Raw genomic sequence first — 14368 nt, forward strand, 5'->3', positions numbered from 1 at the left:
GAATTAACTGTCCGGTTAAAGTTAGCGCAGGTTGCACGAAAGGCAAGTCGAATGAAAAAGCCCTCCCGGTGAGGGGAGAGCCGTTTCATTTCAGCGATGCGGCCGGTTCAGGCAGCGCGCTGCAGTTCCAACTCCATACGCTGCCAGATTTCCACCAGCGCCCCCGCCAGTTCGTCCATCATCGCTTCGGTGTGCGAGGGTCCGGGCGTAAACCGCAGGCGCTCAGTCCCGCGTGGGACGGTGGGGTAGTTGATCGGTTGCACATAGACGCCGTATTCGGCGAGCAGGATGTCGGCGATCTTCTTCGCGCGGACAGGATCACCGACCATCAGCGGAACGATGTGCGTGGTCGAAGGCATGACGGGCAAGCCTTGGTCTGCGAAGGCCTTTTTCAAATAGGCAGCAGCGGCCTGCTGACCTTCACGCTCGACGCTTGATGCCTTGAGATGGCGGACAGATGCGAGAACACCCGCAACCAGCACCGGCGAAAGCGAGGTCGTGAAGATGAAGCCGGGAGCATAGGAGCGGATCACGTCGATGATCTTGCGATCAGCGGCGATATATCCACCCATCACGCCAAACGCCTTGCCCAGCGTGCCCTCGATGATGTCGATACGGTGCGCAGCCTCATCACGGTCAGTAATGCCGCCACCGCGCGGGCCATACATGCCAACGGCATGGACCTCGTCGATGTAGGTCAGCGCGTTGTATTTCTCTGCCAGGTCACAGATCGTGTGGATCGGAGCAACATCGCCGTCCATCGAATAGACCGATTCGAACGCGATCAGCTTGGGCACGTTCGGGTCGGTCTCGGCGAGCAGTTCTTCGAGGTGCTCGACATCGTTGTGACGCCAAACTTTCTTTTCCGCACCGGAATTGCGGATGCCCGCAATCATCGAAGCGTGGTTCAACTCGTCAGAAAAGATCACGCAACCCGGTAGGATCTTGGCCAGCGTGGAAAGCGTGGCATCGTTCGAGACGTAGCCCGATGTGAACAGTAACGCGCCTTCCTTGCCGTGCAAGTCGGCCAGTTCCGCCTCAAGCTCGATATGGTAGTGCGTGTTGCCACCGATGTTGCGCGTGCCGCCAGAACCGGCGCCAACATTGTGCAGCGCTTCTTCCATCGCGGCGATCACCTTGGGGTGCTGGCCCATGGCGAGGTAGTCGTTCGAGCACCAGACAGTGATCGGCTTTGGCCCGTTGTGCCCGGCAAAGCAGCGCGCGTTGGGGTATGCGCCCTTGTTGCGCAGGATATCGATGAAAACGCGATAGCGACCTTCGGAGTGCAGACGCTCGATTGCTGAATCAAAAACCTGATCGTAATTCACCCCGCCGCTCCTTCCTGCAACAGGGACGCCAACTTGTTTCATTGGCCCGTCCCTTTGGCCCGATCCCTTTGGGCCACCCGGCGAATGGGCGGCTTCTACGCTTGTTGAACCCGCATTGCCAGTATCATTTAGGGTAAGGACAATTTGACATAACTGCACGAACGGGCGGGTTAATGCTGTGGCAGTTTTGCCCCTGATCCGGGTTCAGGCACGATGCCGAAAGTTGCGGCATTCTCTTGCACCCAGTCAGCGTCGTGGGAAGGCAACAGCACCAAAGCATTGTTACGCTCTTTCAAGGCTTTGAGTCCCTTTAGCCAACCTATGACGGCGGGGCGATCTTCTGGCACGAGAATATCCGACACGAGCCGCGAGCGCGGCGTTGCTCGTTCGAAATTCGGGGCAAGCGATGCAGTATCTCCGGTGAAGATATACTCCCGGCCACTGGCAAGCTGCACGTAGATCATCTGAGATGCAGGCGTGTGGCCCGGTGTCTGGATCACCACGACGCCGGGCGCGACAGCCTCAATGGGGCCAAGGTCCCTCGTTTTTGCTATGTGGCTGCCATTTTCGCGCCAAAGTGCGTTGATGCCCCCAAGCATTCCCGGCGTAATCAGAGCTTTCCCCGCAATGTCATCAAACCGCGGATGATCCAGAAAGCGTCCCACATGATCGACGTGGGCATGGCTGAACAGGATCAGTTCGGCCCGGTCCATCCAGCCATCGACAACTGCCATCCCGGCCTTGTTGTAGCGTGTAAAGCCCATCGCTTCGGCATCGGTGGGGGAAAGCCCAGGGTCGAGCAGAATGCCGCCTCCGGGCGTTTCGATCCGCCATGCGATGACGCCCGACGTTACATGCCGCAGACCGGTGCCTGCCGCCAGCGAAGCCGACGGAATGCGGCGGGTGGCCAACGTGATGCCCGTCGGTTTGGCGCCGCGCTCTGCATTGGCAGCAGCCCGCAGCGCTGCGATGTCAAACGGCCGTGCCGGAACGCCGCGTGGCCCGGCATTCACCAGCAACCAGTAATAGGCGATGCCGACCAGCAGCAGCAGGGCGATCACCGTTTTTGAAAATCGACCCACCGCCCGGCCCCCGCTCCGCGAAATCGGCTTCAGAATACTGCGACGCGGCCAAGGCCGTGTGCTTCGAGCATAGGCTTTAGCCGGTTAACCTCGTCTCCGCCACGGGTGAACAGCGCCAGATCGGGTGCGCGCCGTTCCCAGCTTTGCCCCTCGGTCAGAAATGCAATGCGGTGCGCGATTCCATCGGAGCCATCGATGAATGCAACGCCGGGGCCGAACGCCTGTGCCAGTTCCGCTTCGATGAGCGGGAAATGCGTGCAGGCCAGCACGACCGTGTCGACATTCTCACCACCAGGTTGCGCGCGGAGGGCAGCGGCTGCGCGCAGATAAACCTCAGGGTCGACCGAATCACCGCGTAGCTTGGCCTCGGCAGCGGCGACCAGTTCGGGAGCGCCGTGGCGTAGCAAGCGCTTGTCGGCGGCGAATTCGGCCTCCAGCCGGTCAACATAGCTTTGGCGGATCGTCGCTTCCGTGCCGAGCAGGCCAATCACGCCTGTCTGCGTAATGGCTGCGGCCGGCTTGATCGCGGGAACGGTTCCGACAATCGGAACTTCCAGCACTTCACGCACTGAAGCCAGCGCGATGGTCGATGCCGTGTTGCAGGCGATGCAGACGAGGCGAGGGTGCAGGCGCTCGGTCAAACGGCCAAGCAGCCCGGAGACGCGCGCGGCAATCTGCGCCTCAGACTTTGCGCCATAGGGCAGCCCCGCATTGTCCGCCACATAGATTACCGGAGCCTGAGGCAGCAATTTGCGCACCTTGCGCAGCACAGAAAGCCCGCCAACGCCCGAATCGAACAGGAGCAGCGGGGCGGCGGGATCAATCGAAGGGGCGGGGTTTTGGGCTGTCATCTGGTGGGGCTTGTATCGGTATTGGCTGCAAAATGGGAAGTGGCCTCTTTCGTTTGTCATGGAGTTGCGGATATGAGCAAGGCGTGGACACGCTTTTGCCTCTGCTCGTTGGCTATCTGCTGGGCTCGGTGCCCTTCGGCCTCATCCTCACCCGTTTGACCGGGGGAGGCGACCTGCGCGCCGTCGGTTCGGGCAATATCGGCGCGACCAATGTGTTGCGTACAGGCAAAAAGGGCGTTGCTGCCGCCACCCTGCTGCTGGACATGGGCAAAGGACTGGCTGCGGTCATGATTGCGCGCCACGTCTGGCCGGGGAGCGAGGCGCTTGCCGCGCTTGCTGTCGTGCTTGGTCACTGCTTCCCGGTCTGGCTGAAGTTCAAGGGCGGCAAGGGTGTAGCAACGATGATGGGCGTTTCGCTTGGCCTCGCCTGGCCCATCGGCTTGGCCTACGCCGTCGTGTGGTTGGGCGTTCTGTTCACCAGCCGCATTTCCTCGCTCGGCGGAATGAGCGCGGCCGTAGCTGCCCCGGTGGCTGCGCTTCTGCTTGGCCATGCGGCCTATGTGCCGGTGCTGGGCCTTCTGGCGCTGCTCGTGCTGTTTCTGCATCGCGAAAACATCGCCCGGTTGCGCGCCGGGACTGAACCCAGGGTTGGCAGCAAGACGTGAGCGAAGCGGCGCAGGCTACGCTTACGCGAGACGAGGCGTTCTCCCGCATCCGCCTGCTGCGTTCGCCCAACATCGGGCCGGTGAGCTATAACCAGCTGCTGCGGCGATTTGGCACGGCTATGGCGGCACTTGAGGCTCTGCCTGACCTCGCGGCACGGGGTGGTGCGCCTTATCGACCTGCAGCGGTTGACCGGATCGAGATTGAGGTGGCGGCGGTGCGCAAAGCCGGTGCGCGCTATCTGTTTCACGATGGTCCAGATTACCCGGCGCTGCTCTCTGCGCTGGAAAATCCGCCGCCGATCCTGACCGTGCGGGGCGATGCGGCCCTGCTGGCACGGCCATCGGTCGCGGTAGTCGGTGCGCGCAACGCCTCGGCGGCGGCGGTAAAGCTTTCGCGTGATTTCTCCATCGCATTGGCGGGGAGGGGCTACGCGGTCATCTCCGGCTTGGCCCGCGGGATCGATGCGGCCGCACATCGCGGCGCGCTTGCTGGCATGGCGGACGGCGGCGGCACCGTCGGTGTAATCGCCAGCGGCATCGATATCGCCTACCCGCCCGAGAACGCCGATTTGCAGGAGCAGGTCGCCAACGAAGGCCTGCTCATCGCCGAAATGCCACCGGGCACCGAACCGCTGGCCCGCCACTTTCCACACCGAAACCGCATTATCGCCGGGCTGGCCACAGGCACGCTGGTCGTAGAAGCCGCACCAAAGTCCGGCTCGCTGATCACGGCAAGGCTGGCGGCAGAATCCGGGCGCGAGGTCATGGCCATTCCCGGCTCCCCGCTCGATAGCCGCTCGCAAGGCTGCAACCAGCTGATCCGCGAGGGCGCGATCCTTGTTCAATCGCCCGAGGATGTGATCGAACTATTGCTCGGCTTCGAAGGCCAGCCCCGCTCCACCTTTCGTGAGAGCGGGCCGGATTTCGCGGCAAGCGATGGGGAGGAGCCTGCAGACATCGCCGGGCTTCTCACACTGGCCCCGGTGGGCGTCGATGAACTTATCCGGCAAAGCGGGGCAAGCGCAGGGGCGGTACAGATGGCATTGCTTGAGCTGGAACTGGCGGGCCGGTTGACCCGCCATGCCGCCGGAAGGGTAAGTCTGTCTTCAAATTGACGTTCGAACGCTTGACGAACCCAGCCGAACGTCCCCACCCTCGCGCACACGTACACGTAAGGACTGCTTTTTCAGATCATGCAGCTTGTCATTGTTGAATCTCCGGCCAAGGCCAAGACCATCGAGAAGTAGAAATGTACGGCGACAAAGCGTCGCGCGTGAAGGCTATCACCGATGCGGCCAAGTCCGCCGATCGCCTGATCCTCGCAACTGACCCTGACCGTGAGGGTGAGGCAATTTCGTGGCATGTGAGGGAGTTGCTGAAGAAACGTAAGGTGCTTCCTAAGGAAGTGGAACGCGTTACCTTCAACGCGATCACCAAGCAGACCGTGACCGACGCGATGAAGCGTCCGCGTGAACTCGATCAGGATCTGATCGATGCCTATCTGGCCCGCCGTGCGCTCGACTACCTGTTCGGATTTACACTCTCTCCGGTCTTGTGGCGCAAGCTGCCCGGCGCAAAATCGGCAGGCCGTGTGCAATCGGTGGCGCTACGCCTGATTGTTGAGCGTGAGCGTGATATTGAAGTGTTCCGTGCACAGGAATACTGGTCGGTCATCGCCCGGCTCGAACAGGGCGGCACCGAGTTTGCCGCGCGCATGGTCAAGTTCGACGGGCAGAAACTCGACAAGCTGACACTGGGCGACGAAGGCGCGGCGCTGAAGGCCAAGGCTGTGGTTGAGGCAGGTACCTTCCGCGTCGAAGAGGTTGAAACCAAGCCGACCCGCCGCAACCCTTATCCGCCGTTCACCACCTCCACGCTCCAGCAGGAGGCTGCGCGCAAGCTTGGCTTCGCAGCCAGCCACACCATGCGCGTGGCGCAAACGCTTTATGAGGCCGGCGCAATCACCTATATGCGTACCGATGGCGTACAGATGGACCCAAGCGCCATTTCCGCCGCGCGCAAGGCCATCTCGGACCGGTATGACGGGCACTATCTTCCCGAAAAACCCCGTCATTACGAGACGAAAGCCAAGAATGCTCAGGAAGCACATGAAGCTATCCGGCCAACCGAATTCACCAAGGATCGCTACGGTTCGGGCGATGAAGCGCGGCTTTATGACCTGATCTACAAGCGCGCGATGGCAAGCCAGATGGCCTCTGCCAATATCGAGCGCACCAGCGTGACTCTGCGTGATGGCACCGGGAAGCATGAACTGCGGGCAACTGGTCAGGTGGTGAAGTTCCCCGGGTTCCTCGCTGTTTACGAAGAAGGCCGCGATCAGAAGGCCGATGGCGACGATGAGGACGCAAACCTGCTGCCCGCGTTGAACAAGGGTGATACCCCGGCAAAGCGCGGCGTCGATGCCACGCAGCACTTCACCCAGCCACCGCCGCGCTATTCCGAAGCAAGCCTTGTCAAGCGCCTTGAGGAACTGGGGATCGGGCGGCCGTCGACATACGCGTCCACGCTGCAGGTGTTGAAAGACCGCAACTACGTCCGTACCGAGAAAAACCGTTTCTTTGCAGAGGAATCGGGTCGACTCCTCACCTCATTTCTCGAACGATTTTTCGCCCGTTACGTCGCCTATGAATTCACCGCCGGAATGGAGGATGAGCTTGACGATGTCTCGGGCGGGCGCGCCGAATGGAAGAAGGTGCTCGCCGCGTTCTGGTGCGATTTCAAACCCAAGTCCGACGAGGTTATGGAGAAGAAGCCGAGCGAGGTAACGGCTGAGCTTGACGAATTTCTCTCCGATTACCTGTTCCCCCCGCGTGACGATGGCTCCGATCCGCGTCTCTGCCCGAAGTGCGAGGCAGGGAGGTTGTCGCTGCGCGGCGGCCGTTATGGTGCGTTCGTTGCCTGCTCTAACTACCCTGAGTGCAAGTACACCCGTAAGTTCGCTCAGCCAGGCGGGGCCGAGGGTGAGGGCGCAGAAGACGGCGTGCTGGGCAAAGACCCGGTCACCGACCTTGAGGTTGTGCGCAAAGCAGGTCGCTTCGGCCCCTACATCCAGTTGGGTGAGGGCAAGGAAGCCAAGCGTGCCTCGATCCCCAAGGACATCGGCGAGATGGACCTCGAATGGGCGCTCAAGCTGCTGTCATTGCCGCGCGAGGTTGGCACCCATCCCGAAAGTGGCAACCCGATCTCTGCCAATATCGGTCGCTATGGTCCGTACCTTGTCCATGATGGCAAGTATGCGCGGCTCAAGAGCACGTCGGAAGTGTTCGAAACCGGTATGAACGCCGCCGTGATGCTGCTTGCGGCGGCGGCTGCCGGTGCAGGTGGCCGTGGCGGCCGTGTAGCCGCAGAGCCGCTCAAGGTGTTCGGCGCGCACCCGGTTTCGGGCGGGGAGATCAAGCTGATGGCGGGGCGCTATGGTCCCTACGTCACCGATGGCACCACCAACGCCACGCTGCCCAAGGACAAGCAGCCCGAAACGCTGACCGAAGAAGAAGCGGTCACGCTGATCAACGAGCGTGCGGCCAAGGGACCAGCCAAGGGCAAGAAGAAAGCACCCGCCAAGAAGGCTCCGGCCAAGAAAGCCGCACCAAAGAAGGCTGACGCAGAAAAGGCCGCGCCCAAGAAGGTGCCGACAAAGAAGGCAGCTGCCAAAAAGGCTCCCGCCAAAAAAGCGGAATAATCCGCCAGCGCTATTGCACTGCGTTCGAACTGGCGGGATTCCGCAAGTTCGGACGCAGGCGGTAGAGCCAGTATTCGCGCGTGCCGAGGGTGTATCGGGCGTATCGCTCGTATGCCTGCGTCAGCCCCTTATTCATCACCGCGCGCGTCTCAAGATTGGGCAGGTAGAGCTTCTGCGGTGCCCACATCAGGATCACGTCGGGCCGATTGGCAAGGATGCGACGGACCTCGGCTGCCGGGTCCATGCCCACGGCGGTGGATTCAATGAATGTGTTGAGGTGGTTGGGGAAGATGCGCGTTGTTGGCAGGCAGGTCGGGATCGTGCGGTAGAATGCCAGTTCGCCTTCATAAATGAACAGGCAGCCGCCACGCATCTCCTGGGAAATCAGCGCGCTCATTTCCGCGTACTGCGTTGCTGTACCATGTCGCCAGACCTGATAGATTGGCACCACGGTACCCGCCAGCGCTGCAAAGCCGAGCAGGAAACGCCCGTACCAGCGCTCGCCGGGTTGCGCTCGCGCCAACGCAGGTGCTGCAAGAACACACAGTGGCACCAGCAGCGGCGTGACATAGTGATCGTACCACGTGCCGAACAGTAGAAAGCCGAGGCAGGCAACCACGCCCCAGATCTTCAACATGCTGTGCGAGCGCGGCCACAAACCACCCGACGTGTCGAACATCCTTGGCGCACGAAAAATCGCCAGCCACACCGGTAGCAGCGCCGCGCATTCCTTGGCCAGTCGGCCATAGGACCGCGCGCCGTCCGAGCCTCGCTCGAAGATCGAGATAAAGTTGGCGTAGATGAAGGCATCCAATTGCCCGATCCCGGCATACCACGCGATGGCCGCAAGCGTCGGCACCAGTGCCACGGTGACCCACAGCAGCGCCACTGCGGCAAGGCGGCGTATGGTCCAGATGTCCGCAAAGCCCCGTGCCAGAAGCATCAGGCCGAATGCAGCGCCTTCAAATATCACGGTGTACTTGATCTGGATGGCAAGTCCCAGCAGCAACATCACCGCACAACCGCGAGCGACCAGCGCCTTGTCCTCGTTGCGCTTCATCGCATCGACCACGATCAGGGCGGCAACTGCAACCAGCAGGTTGTAGAACACCGGAGCCTGACCCATCCCGGCGTTGAAGGCGGGCATGAACAGTACATAGGCCACCCCTGCTTGCCATGACGCTGCTGGGGATGCGATCTCACGGGCCAGCCGAGAGATCGCCAGTGCCGTGCCAGCCGTCGCCAGCGCCGCGCCGAACTGGTAGGCCAGCAGCGCATCGCCGGGCAAGGCGACAAAGGCCTCGTAAAGGACAAACAGGCCAACTGGCTTGCGGTCCCATATGTCGACGTAGGGCACGGCCCCATGACCCATACGTTCGGCAACGAACAGGTAGAACTGCTCGTCGATGTGAACGATCGGGTTTCCGAACAGGAAGCTGCGCGTGATCAGGAACAGACCAAGGTAGGCGAGTGCCAGAAGCAGCGACGAAGGCAATCTTTGCAACTTCACGGCGGACGGCAGCGGAGGGTGTCCGATAGAAGTCGGAACCGCCACGGGGCCACCATTGGACGGGGTGATCGCACCCGCTTCGTTCATTCCCGCACTCCGTTGCTATGGCATTCGGAGGCCTAACGGATGGCGCGCCGGAACCCTTCGTGATGTGACTAGGCTCGCATCATGAACGAATGCTGTCACATTCCTGACAGCAGTGTTGCAAAGCCGACAAACAGTCCAGAAATTAAGCCAGGATCACCGGCGTCGAAGAAAATCTCCGAGCGCTTTGGCGGCGGCAACATGGCCTGCGCGGTTGGGATGAACAGGAATGCCATCGCCCTGAGGCGCAGTCATCCCGTTGCTCCACGGCTCTGCCGAACACGGTCCATGGCTGCGTGAAAGATCGGAGAACTTGAATACTTTAGCTTTCTCGGCCCTCGCGACTCGCGCGGTAATCTTCGCCAATCGCTTCGCCGCCGCCTGACTTTGCTTAAGGCGTTCGTCGGTGATGGGAACTGCCGGGCAGGCTCCGTTGGGCGGTAGGACAGTGATGTAGTCCACAAACACTACTCGCGCTGCTGGGGCACGGTTGCGAATGGCACCCACAATGCGCCGCATCCGCTCTTCATCGCCGTGCCATTCCGCTTCGCTCACTTCGCGCCACTTCTGGCAGCGCTGGTCAGGCATGGTCATCTGTTCGCACGCGGCGGCAAAGATGTTACCGACAAAGGCCACATCGTTGCCGCCGATTGTCACGGTGACCAGCTTCGTTTTCGCATCGACGCTGTCGATCTGCGGCGCAACCTCGTTCCACGGCCCCAGCACATGATGTGTGGTCGCGCCGCTGCAAGTCGCATCGACGAGGTCCAGCCCCAGTTCCTTGGCCAGCAGGTTCGGATAGTTCAGCGTCCCACGCCCGCAGCGTTGCGGCGTACCAGGCGTGTTTGGCCCAACCCCTGGCCCCGCCGCAAACGAGCTGCCCATAGCGACGTAGCGGTCACCAAAAGCAGGCGGGGAAGGCTTGGCCGCCAGCGATGCCGAAGCCAGCGCGACAACGGCAGAACACAGTGCAAGCCGCATCACTTCACCCACTCAAGCCCGATTTCTTCGTAGATTTCCTTGGCATCGGCCCAGTTTTCGTCGACCTTTACGTGCAGGAACAAATGCACCTTGGTATCCAGCAATTGCGCCAGTTCCTTGCGCGAAGCCTCGCCAATCGCCTTGATCTTCGCGCCGCCTTTGCCAAGCACGATCGGGCGCTGGCTTTCGCGCGCAATCACGATCTGCTGGTGAATCTCGATCGACCCATCCTTGCGCGTCAGATACTTTTCTGGCCGCACCGTGCTGTCATAGGGCAGTTCATCGTGAAGCTGCCGGTACAACTGTTCGCGCGTGATCTCCGCCGCCAACAGGCGCTCGCTCGCATCGGAAACCTGATCTTCGGGGTAGTGCCACGTCGCATCGGGCATCAGGGCCGCCAGACGCTGCTTCAGTTCGGGCACGCCATCGCTTGTCAGCGCCGATACGAAGAACACCTCGTCAAACTGCGCTTCGGTCGTCAGCGCTTCGGCCATCACCAGCAACGGCTCTTTGGGCGTCGAATCCACTTTGTTCAGCACCAGAATCTTGCGCTCGGGCCGGTCCTTCAGACTGGCGAGGATTGGTTCGAGGTAATCGCGCTTCTTCTTGCGCGCATCCACCACCAGCAGGATCGCATCGGCCTCCTGCGCTCCGTCCCACGCAGCACTCACCATCGCGCGGTCAAGCCGGCGCTTCGGTTCGAACAGGCCCGGCGTATCGGCAAGGATGATCTGCGCCCGATCATCGCCAATATCTTCCAGCGCAATGCCCATAAGCCGCGCGCGCGTCGTCTGCGCCTTGGCCGAGACGATCGCCACCTTCTGCCCCACCAGAGCATTCACCAGTGTCGATTTGCCCGCATTCGGCGCGCCAAGAACGGCCACGAGGCCACATTTTTCGGTCATAAATCCAATTCTCTGAAAATCCGAGGCCATAGTAGGCGAATTGCGCGTCAGCCGTAAGCCTGCATGAACGCGCTGGCAGCGGCAGTTTCGGCTTCCTGCTTGCTCGATCCGGTAGCGCTGGCTTCGCCGACGCCCTTGACCTCGACCGAGACCGTAAATTTCGCAGCATGGTCCGGCCCCTCACGCGCGATCAACGCATAGACCGGAGGCTTGCGCCGGTTGCCCGCCGCCCATTCCTGCAACGCCGCCTTGGGATGCTTGCGCTGTCCGGTGCCCGAAGCCATCGGCTTGTCCCACAGCTTGCGCACGAACACGCGCGCCGCATCAAACCCGCGCTCGACAAACAACGCCCCGATCAGCGCTTCCATCACGTCGCCCAGAATGTTGTCGCTCTGCGCGCCGCCATCGTCACGCGCTTGCTTGCCCAGCCTGATATGCAGGGGCAGAGCGATAGCGCGCGCAACGTCGGCGCACGTCTCGCGGCTGACCAGCGCGTTCAATCTCTGCGAAAGCTTGCCCTCGGCAGCGTCGCTCTTTTCATGCAACCAATCGGCAATCACCAAGCCCAGCACCCGGTCGCCCAGAAACTCCAGCCGCTGATAATCGCGCGCTTCACCCATCGATCCGTGCGTCAGTGCCTCCGCCCACAGATCAGGGCGTGCAGGGGCACTACCGGTCAACGCGGTTAGATATGCTAGGGCCTCGGCAGAAAGAGTGCTCAGAACGTGCCCCCAATCCTGTCCCAGCGGGCTGCGGTGAACCATGTCCATGGCAGGAACCAGTTCGCGCTGCCATCGGTCGACCACATCATGATTGCGGCCCGGCCAACAAGGTTATCCTGCGGCACCAGACCAATCCCGCCGCCCTCCATCGCCGGAAAGCGACTGTCGAGTGAGTTGTCGCGATTGTCGCCCATCAGGAACAGCTGGCCTTCGGGCACCAACACTGGCGCGGTCGTGTCGGCATCGCGCGGCCCTAGATCAAGCACGTTGTAACTCTTGCCTGTTGGAAGTGTTTCGCGGAACTGGGGGTAGTGGCAGGTCTGTCGACCGTCGGCCTCCGTTACCGCAAACTCGCGCGAGATGCAGTCGGTATTGGGCGTGACCGCAATCACGAAATCTTCGATCCGCTGCTTGGGCACTGCTTTGCCGTTCAGGTGCAGCACGCCGTCCTTCATCTGCACCGTATCGCCCGGCAGGCCGATTACGCGCTTGATATAGTCGATATCGTTGCCGGGAGGCGCCTTGAAGATGGCCACATCGCCGCGTTCCGGTTGCCCGGCAAAGAAGCGCTTAGGCAGCAACGGCGCGCTGAACGGCAGCGAATATTTGCTGTAACCATAAGGCCACTTTGCGGCGAGTAGATAGTCGCCGTTCTCCAGCCGGGGCAGCATCGATTCCGAAGGAATGTTGAAGGGCGAGAAAATGAAGCTGCGGAAGATCGCCACCACCAGCACCAGCTTGATCAGGAAGACGGGAAAACTGTCCTCTTTCTTCTCCTTTTTGATGGGAGAAGGGGCCGGTGGCGTGCTGCTGGCGTCGGGCGTGTCGTTCATCGTCGCGGTCATGTTGCTCGCAAGGCCCTTCGTCAAGTGTGTTATCATGTTAATACAGCCCTGAAATACGTCTGCAAAGCTTGCCCGTGGATGAACAGTTGGCTTGGCGAACCCGGCCTTAGCGGGCATTAGAACCATTACGCACTTGCGAAACGATGAGGATTGTCATGATCGATGCCCAAGCCGAACTCTTCTGGACGGCACTGGATGGCCTGCCCCGTCCGACGCTGAAAGACCTGTTTGCCGATCCCGAACGGCTCGCACGCTATTCTGCCACCGTCGATCTGCCGGGTGGCCCGATCATCTTCGATTGGTCAAAAACGCACCTCTCGCCTGAGGTCGAAGCGCTGCTTGGCTCGATTGCCGCAGCGATGGACCTTGAAGGCCGCCGCGATGCGCTGATCAATGGCGAGAAAATCAACAACACAGAAGGCCGCGCTGCTGAACACACAGCGCAGCGAGGCATCGGTAAGGACACCAGCGTCGAGGAAGCCGCCGCACTCCACGCCCGGATGCAGATGCTGGTCGATGCCATACACGAAGGCGCCCTGGGCGAAGTCAACAGCCTCATCCACATCGGCATTGGCGGCTCAGCGCTAGGCCCGGCACTCGCGATTGACGCGCTGACGCGCGAAGGCGCGAAAGTTGCAGTCCATGTCGTTTCCAACATTGATGGCTGCGCGCTCGAAGCTGCGATGAAGGCCTGCGATCCGGCCACCACGATGATCGCCATCGCCTCGAAGACTTTCACCACGACCGAAACCATGACCAATGCTCATTCCGCGCTGGACTGGCTGCGCGATGGTGGCGTGTCCGACCCCTTCGGTCGCGTGGTCGCGCTGACAGCCGCGCCGGAAAAGGCCGTGGAATGGGGCGTGGATGAAACGCGCGTCCTGCCATTTTCCGAAACCGTAGGTGGACGCTACTCGCTCTGGTCGTCTATCGGCTTTCCCGTGGCAATTGCCCTTGGGTGGCAGGGATTTGCAGAGTTTCTCGATGGGGCCGCCGCGATCGACCGCCACTTCATCGACGTCGACCTTGCAGAAAACGTGATCGTCCGCGCGGCCTTTGCAGATCTCTATTACGCACAAGTCCGCGCCTGCCAGACCCGCGCAGTCTTCGCCTATGACGAGCGTCTGGCCCTGCTGCCCGACTATCTTCAGCAGCTCGAAATGGAGTCGAACGGCAAGCGTGTGCTGGCCGATGGCTCCCCGCTGACGCGCGCGAGTGCGCCGGTCACATGGGGCGGCGTCGGAACCGATGCGCAACACGCCGTGTTCCAGCTGCTGCATCAAGGCACGCACTTGATCCCGGTGGACTTCCTTGCAGTGAAGGTGCCGGGCCACGATCTCGATCCCGTCCACCACCAGATCCTGCTGTCGAATTGCTTCGCCCAAGGCGCGGCGCTCATGGCTGGATCGGCCTCTGACGATGGCGCGAGGGACTATCCAGGTGACCGCCCCTCGGCCACAATTCTGTGCGACGATCTGAATCCTGCCACGCTGGGCGCGCTAATTGCCTTCCACGAACATCGCACTTTCGTTTCGGCGGCCATGCTCGGCATCAACCCGTTCGACCAGTTCGGCGTGGAACTGGGCAAGGCCATTGCCAAACAGATCGACTCTGGTGAGGGCGAAGGCTTCGACCCCTCGACGGAAGCTTTGCTCGCGGCAGCCGGAATTGGTGAATAATCATAAGGTAACCTAA

The 14368-nt window shown here is 61.3% G+C and carries 11 protein-coding genes and 1 pseudogene; 4 read left to right on the forward strand and 8 right to left on the reverse strand.

Annotation, left to right across the window (positions count from 1 at the left end):
• Window positions 1–107: 107 nt before the first annotated feature.
• The 3 genes from hemA to murI all read right to left on the reverse strand — a co-directional run bounded on the left by hemA (window position 108) and on the right by murI (window position 3261).
• Window positions 108–1328, reverse strand: coding sequence for a 5-aminolevulinate synthase (gene hemA, locus B7X90_RS08195; protein ID WP_292623426.1), 1221 nt, complete (start codon window positions 1326–1328; stop codon window positions 108–110).
• Window positions 1329–1498: 170 nt separating this feature from the next.
• Complete coding sequence (locus B7X90_RS08200; RefSeq protein WP_292623429.1) at window positions 1499–2410, reverse strand: MBL fold metallo-hydrolase; 912 nt, start codon at window positions 2408–2410, stop codon at window positions 1499–1501.
• A gap of 29 nt (window positions 2411–2439) precedes the next feature.
• Complete coding sequence (gene murI, locus B7X90_RS08205) at window positions 2440–3261, reverse strand: glutamate racemase (RefSeq protein ID WP_292623432.1); 822 nt, start codon at window positions 3259–3261, stop codon at window positions 2440–2442.
• A gap of 83 nt (window positions 3262–3344) precedes the next feature.
• Between murI and plsY the strand changes: the two genes are divergently transcribed.
• The 3 genes and pseudogenes from plsY to topA all read left to right on the forward strand — a co-directional run bounded on the left by plsY (window position 3345) and on the right by topA (window position 7626).
• Window positions 3345–3926, forward strand: coding sequence for a glycerol-3-phosphate 1-O-acyltransferase PlsY (gene plsY / locus B7X90_RS08210; protein WP_292623434.1), 582 nt, complete (start codon window positions 3345–3347; stop codon window positions 3924–3926).
• Entirely contained in the window at window positions 3923–5041 is a 1119-nt protein-coding gene (gene dprA, locus B7X90_RS08215) for a DNA-processing protein DprA (RefSeq protein WP_292623437.1), read from the forward strand. Before plsY ends, dprA begins: the two co-directional genes overlap by 4 nt.
• Before the next feature lie 78 nt (window positions 5042–5119).
• Window positions 5120–7626 (forward strand): annotated as a pseudogene (gene topA, locus B7X90_RS08220) (type I DNA topoisomerase).
• 10 nt (window positions 7627–7636) lie between these two features.
• Here topA and B7X90_RS08225 read toward each other — a convergent pair.
• The 5 genes from B7X90_RS08225 to lepB form a co-directional block, all read right to left on the reverse strand.
• Window positions 7637–9223, reverse strand: coding sequence for a hypothetical protein (locus tag B7X90_RS08225; protein WP_292623439.1), 1587 nt, complete (start codon window positions 9221–9223; stop codon window positions 7637–7639).
• 153 nt (window positions 9224–9376) lie between these two features.
• A complete protein-coding gene (locus B7X90_RS08230; RefSeq protein WP_292623440.1) occupies window positions 9377–10201 on the reverse strand; it encodes an SGNH/GDSL hydrolase family protein in 825 nt (274 codons plus the stop codon).
• On the reverse strand, window positions 10201–11106 hold the full coding sequence (gene era / locus B7X90_RS08235; RefSeq protein ID WP_292623443.1) for a GTPase Era: 906 nt from the start codon (window positions 11104–11106) through the stop codon (window positions 10201–10203). The genes B7X90_RS08230 and era overlap by 1 nt, the downstream gene beginning before the upstream one ends.
• Before the next feature lie 47 nt (window positions 11107–11153).
• Window positions 11154–11876 carry a ribonuclease III gene (gene rnc / locus B7X90_RS08240; protein WP_292623445.1) on the reverse strand — a complete coding sequence of 241 codons (723 nt, stop codon included), beginning with the start codon at window positions 11874–11876 and terminating at the stop codon, window positions 11154–11156.
• Window positions 11825–12661, reverse strand: coding sequence for a signal peptidase I (gene lepB, locus B7X90_RS08245; protein ID WP_292623524.1), 837 nt, complete (start codon window positions 12659–12661; stop codon window positions 11825–11827). The genes rnc and lepB overlap by 52 nt, the downstream gene beginning before the upstream one ends.
• A gap of 167 nt (window positions 12662–12828) precedes the next feature.
• Between lepB and pgi the strand changes: the two genes are divergently transcribed.
• Window positions 12829–14352 (forward strand): glucose-6-phosphate isomerase, encoded by a 1524-nt coding sequence (gene pgi, locus B7X90_RS08250; RefSeq protein WP_292623448.1) that lies wholly within the window; start codon window positions 12829–12831, stop codon window positions 14350–14352.
• Window positions 14353–14368 lie beyond the last annotated feature (16 nt).

It is taken from the genome of Novosphingobium sp. 17-62-19 (genome assembly GCF_002256775.1).
Classification (GTDB): Bacteria; Pseudomonadota; Alphaproteobacteria; order Sphingomonadales; family Sphingomonadaceae; genus Novosphingobium.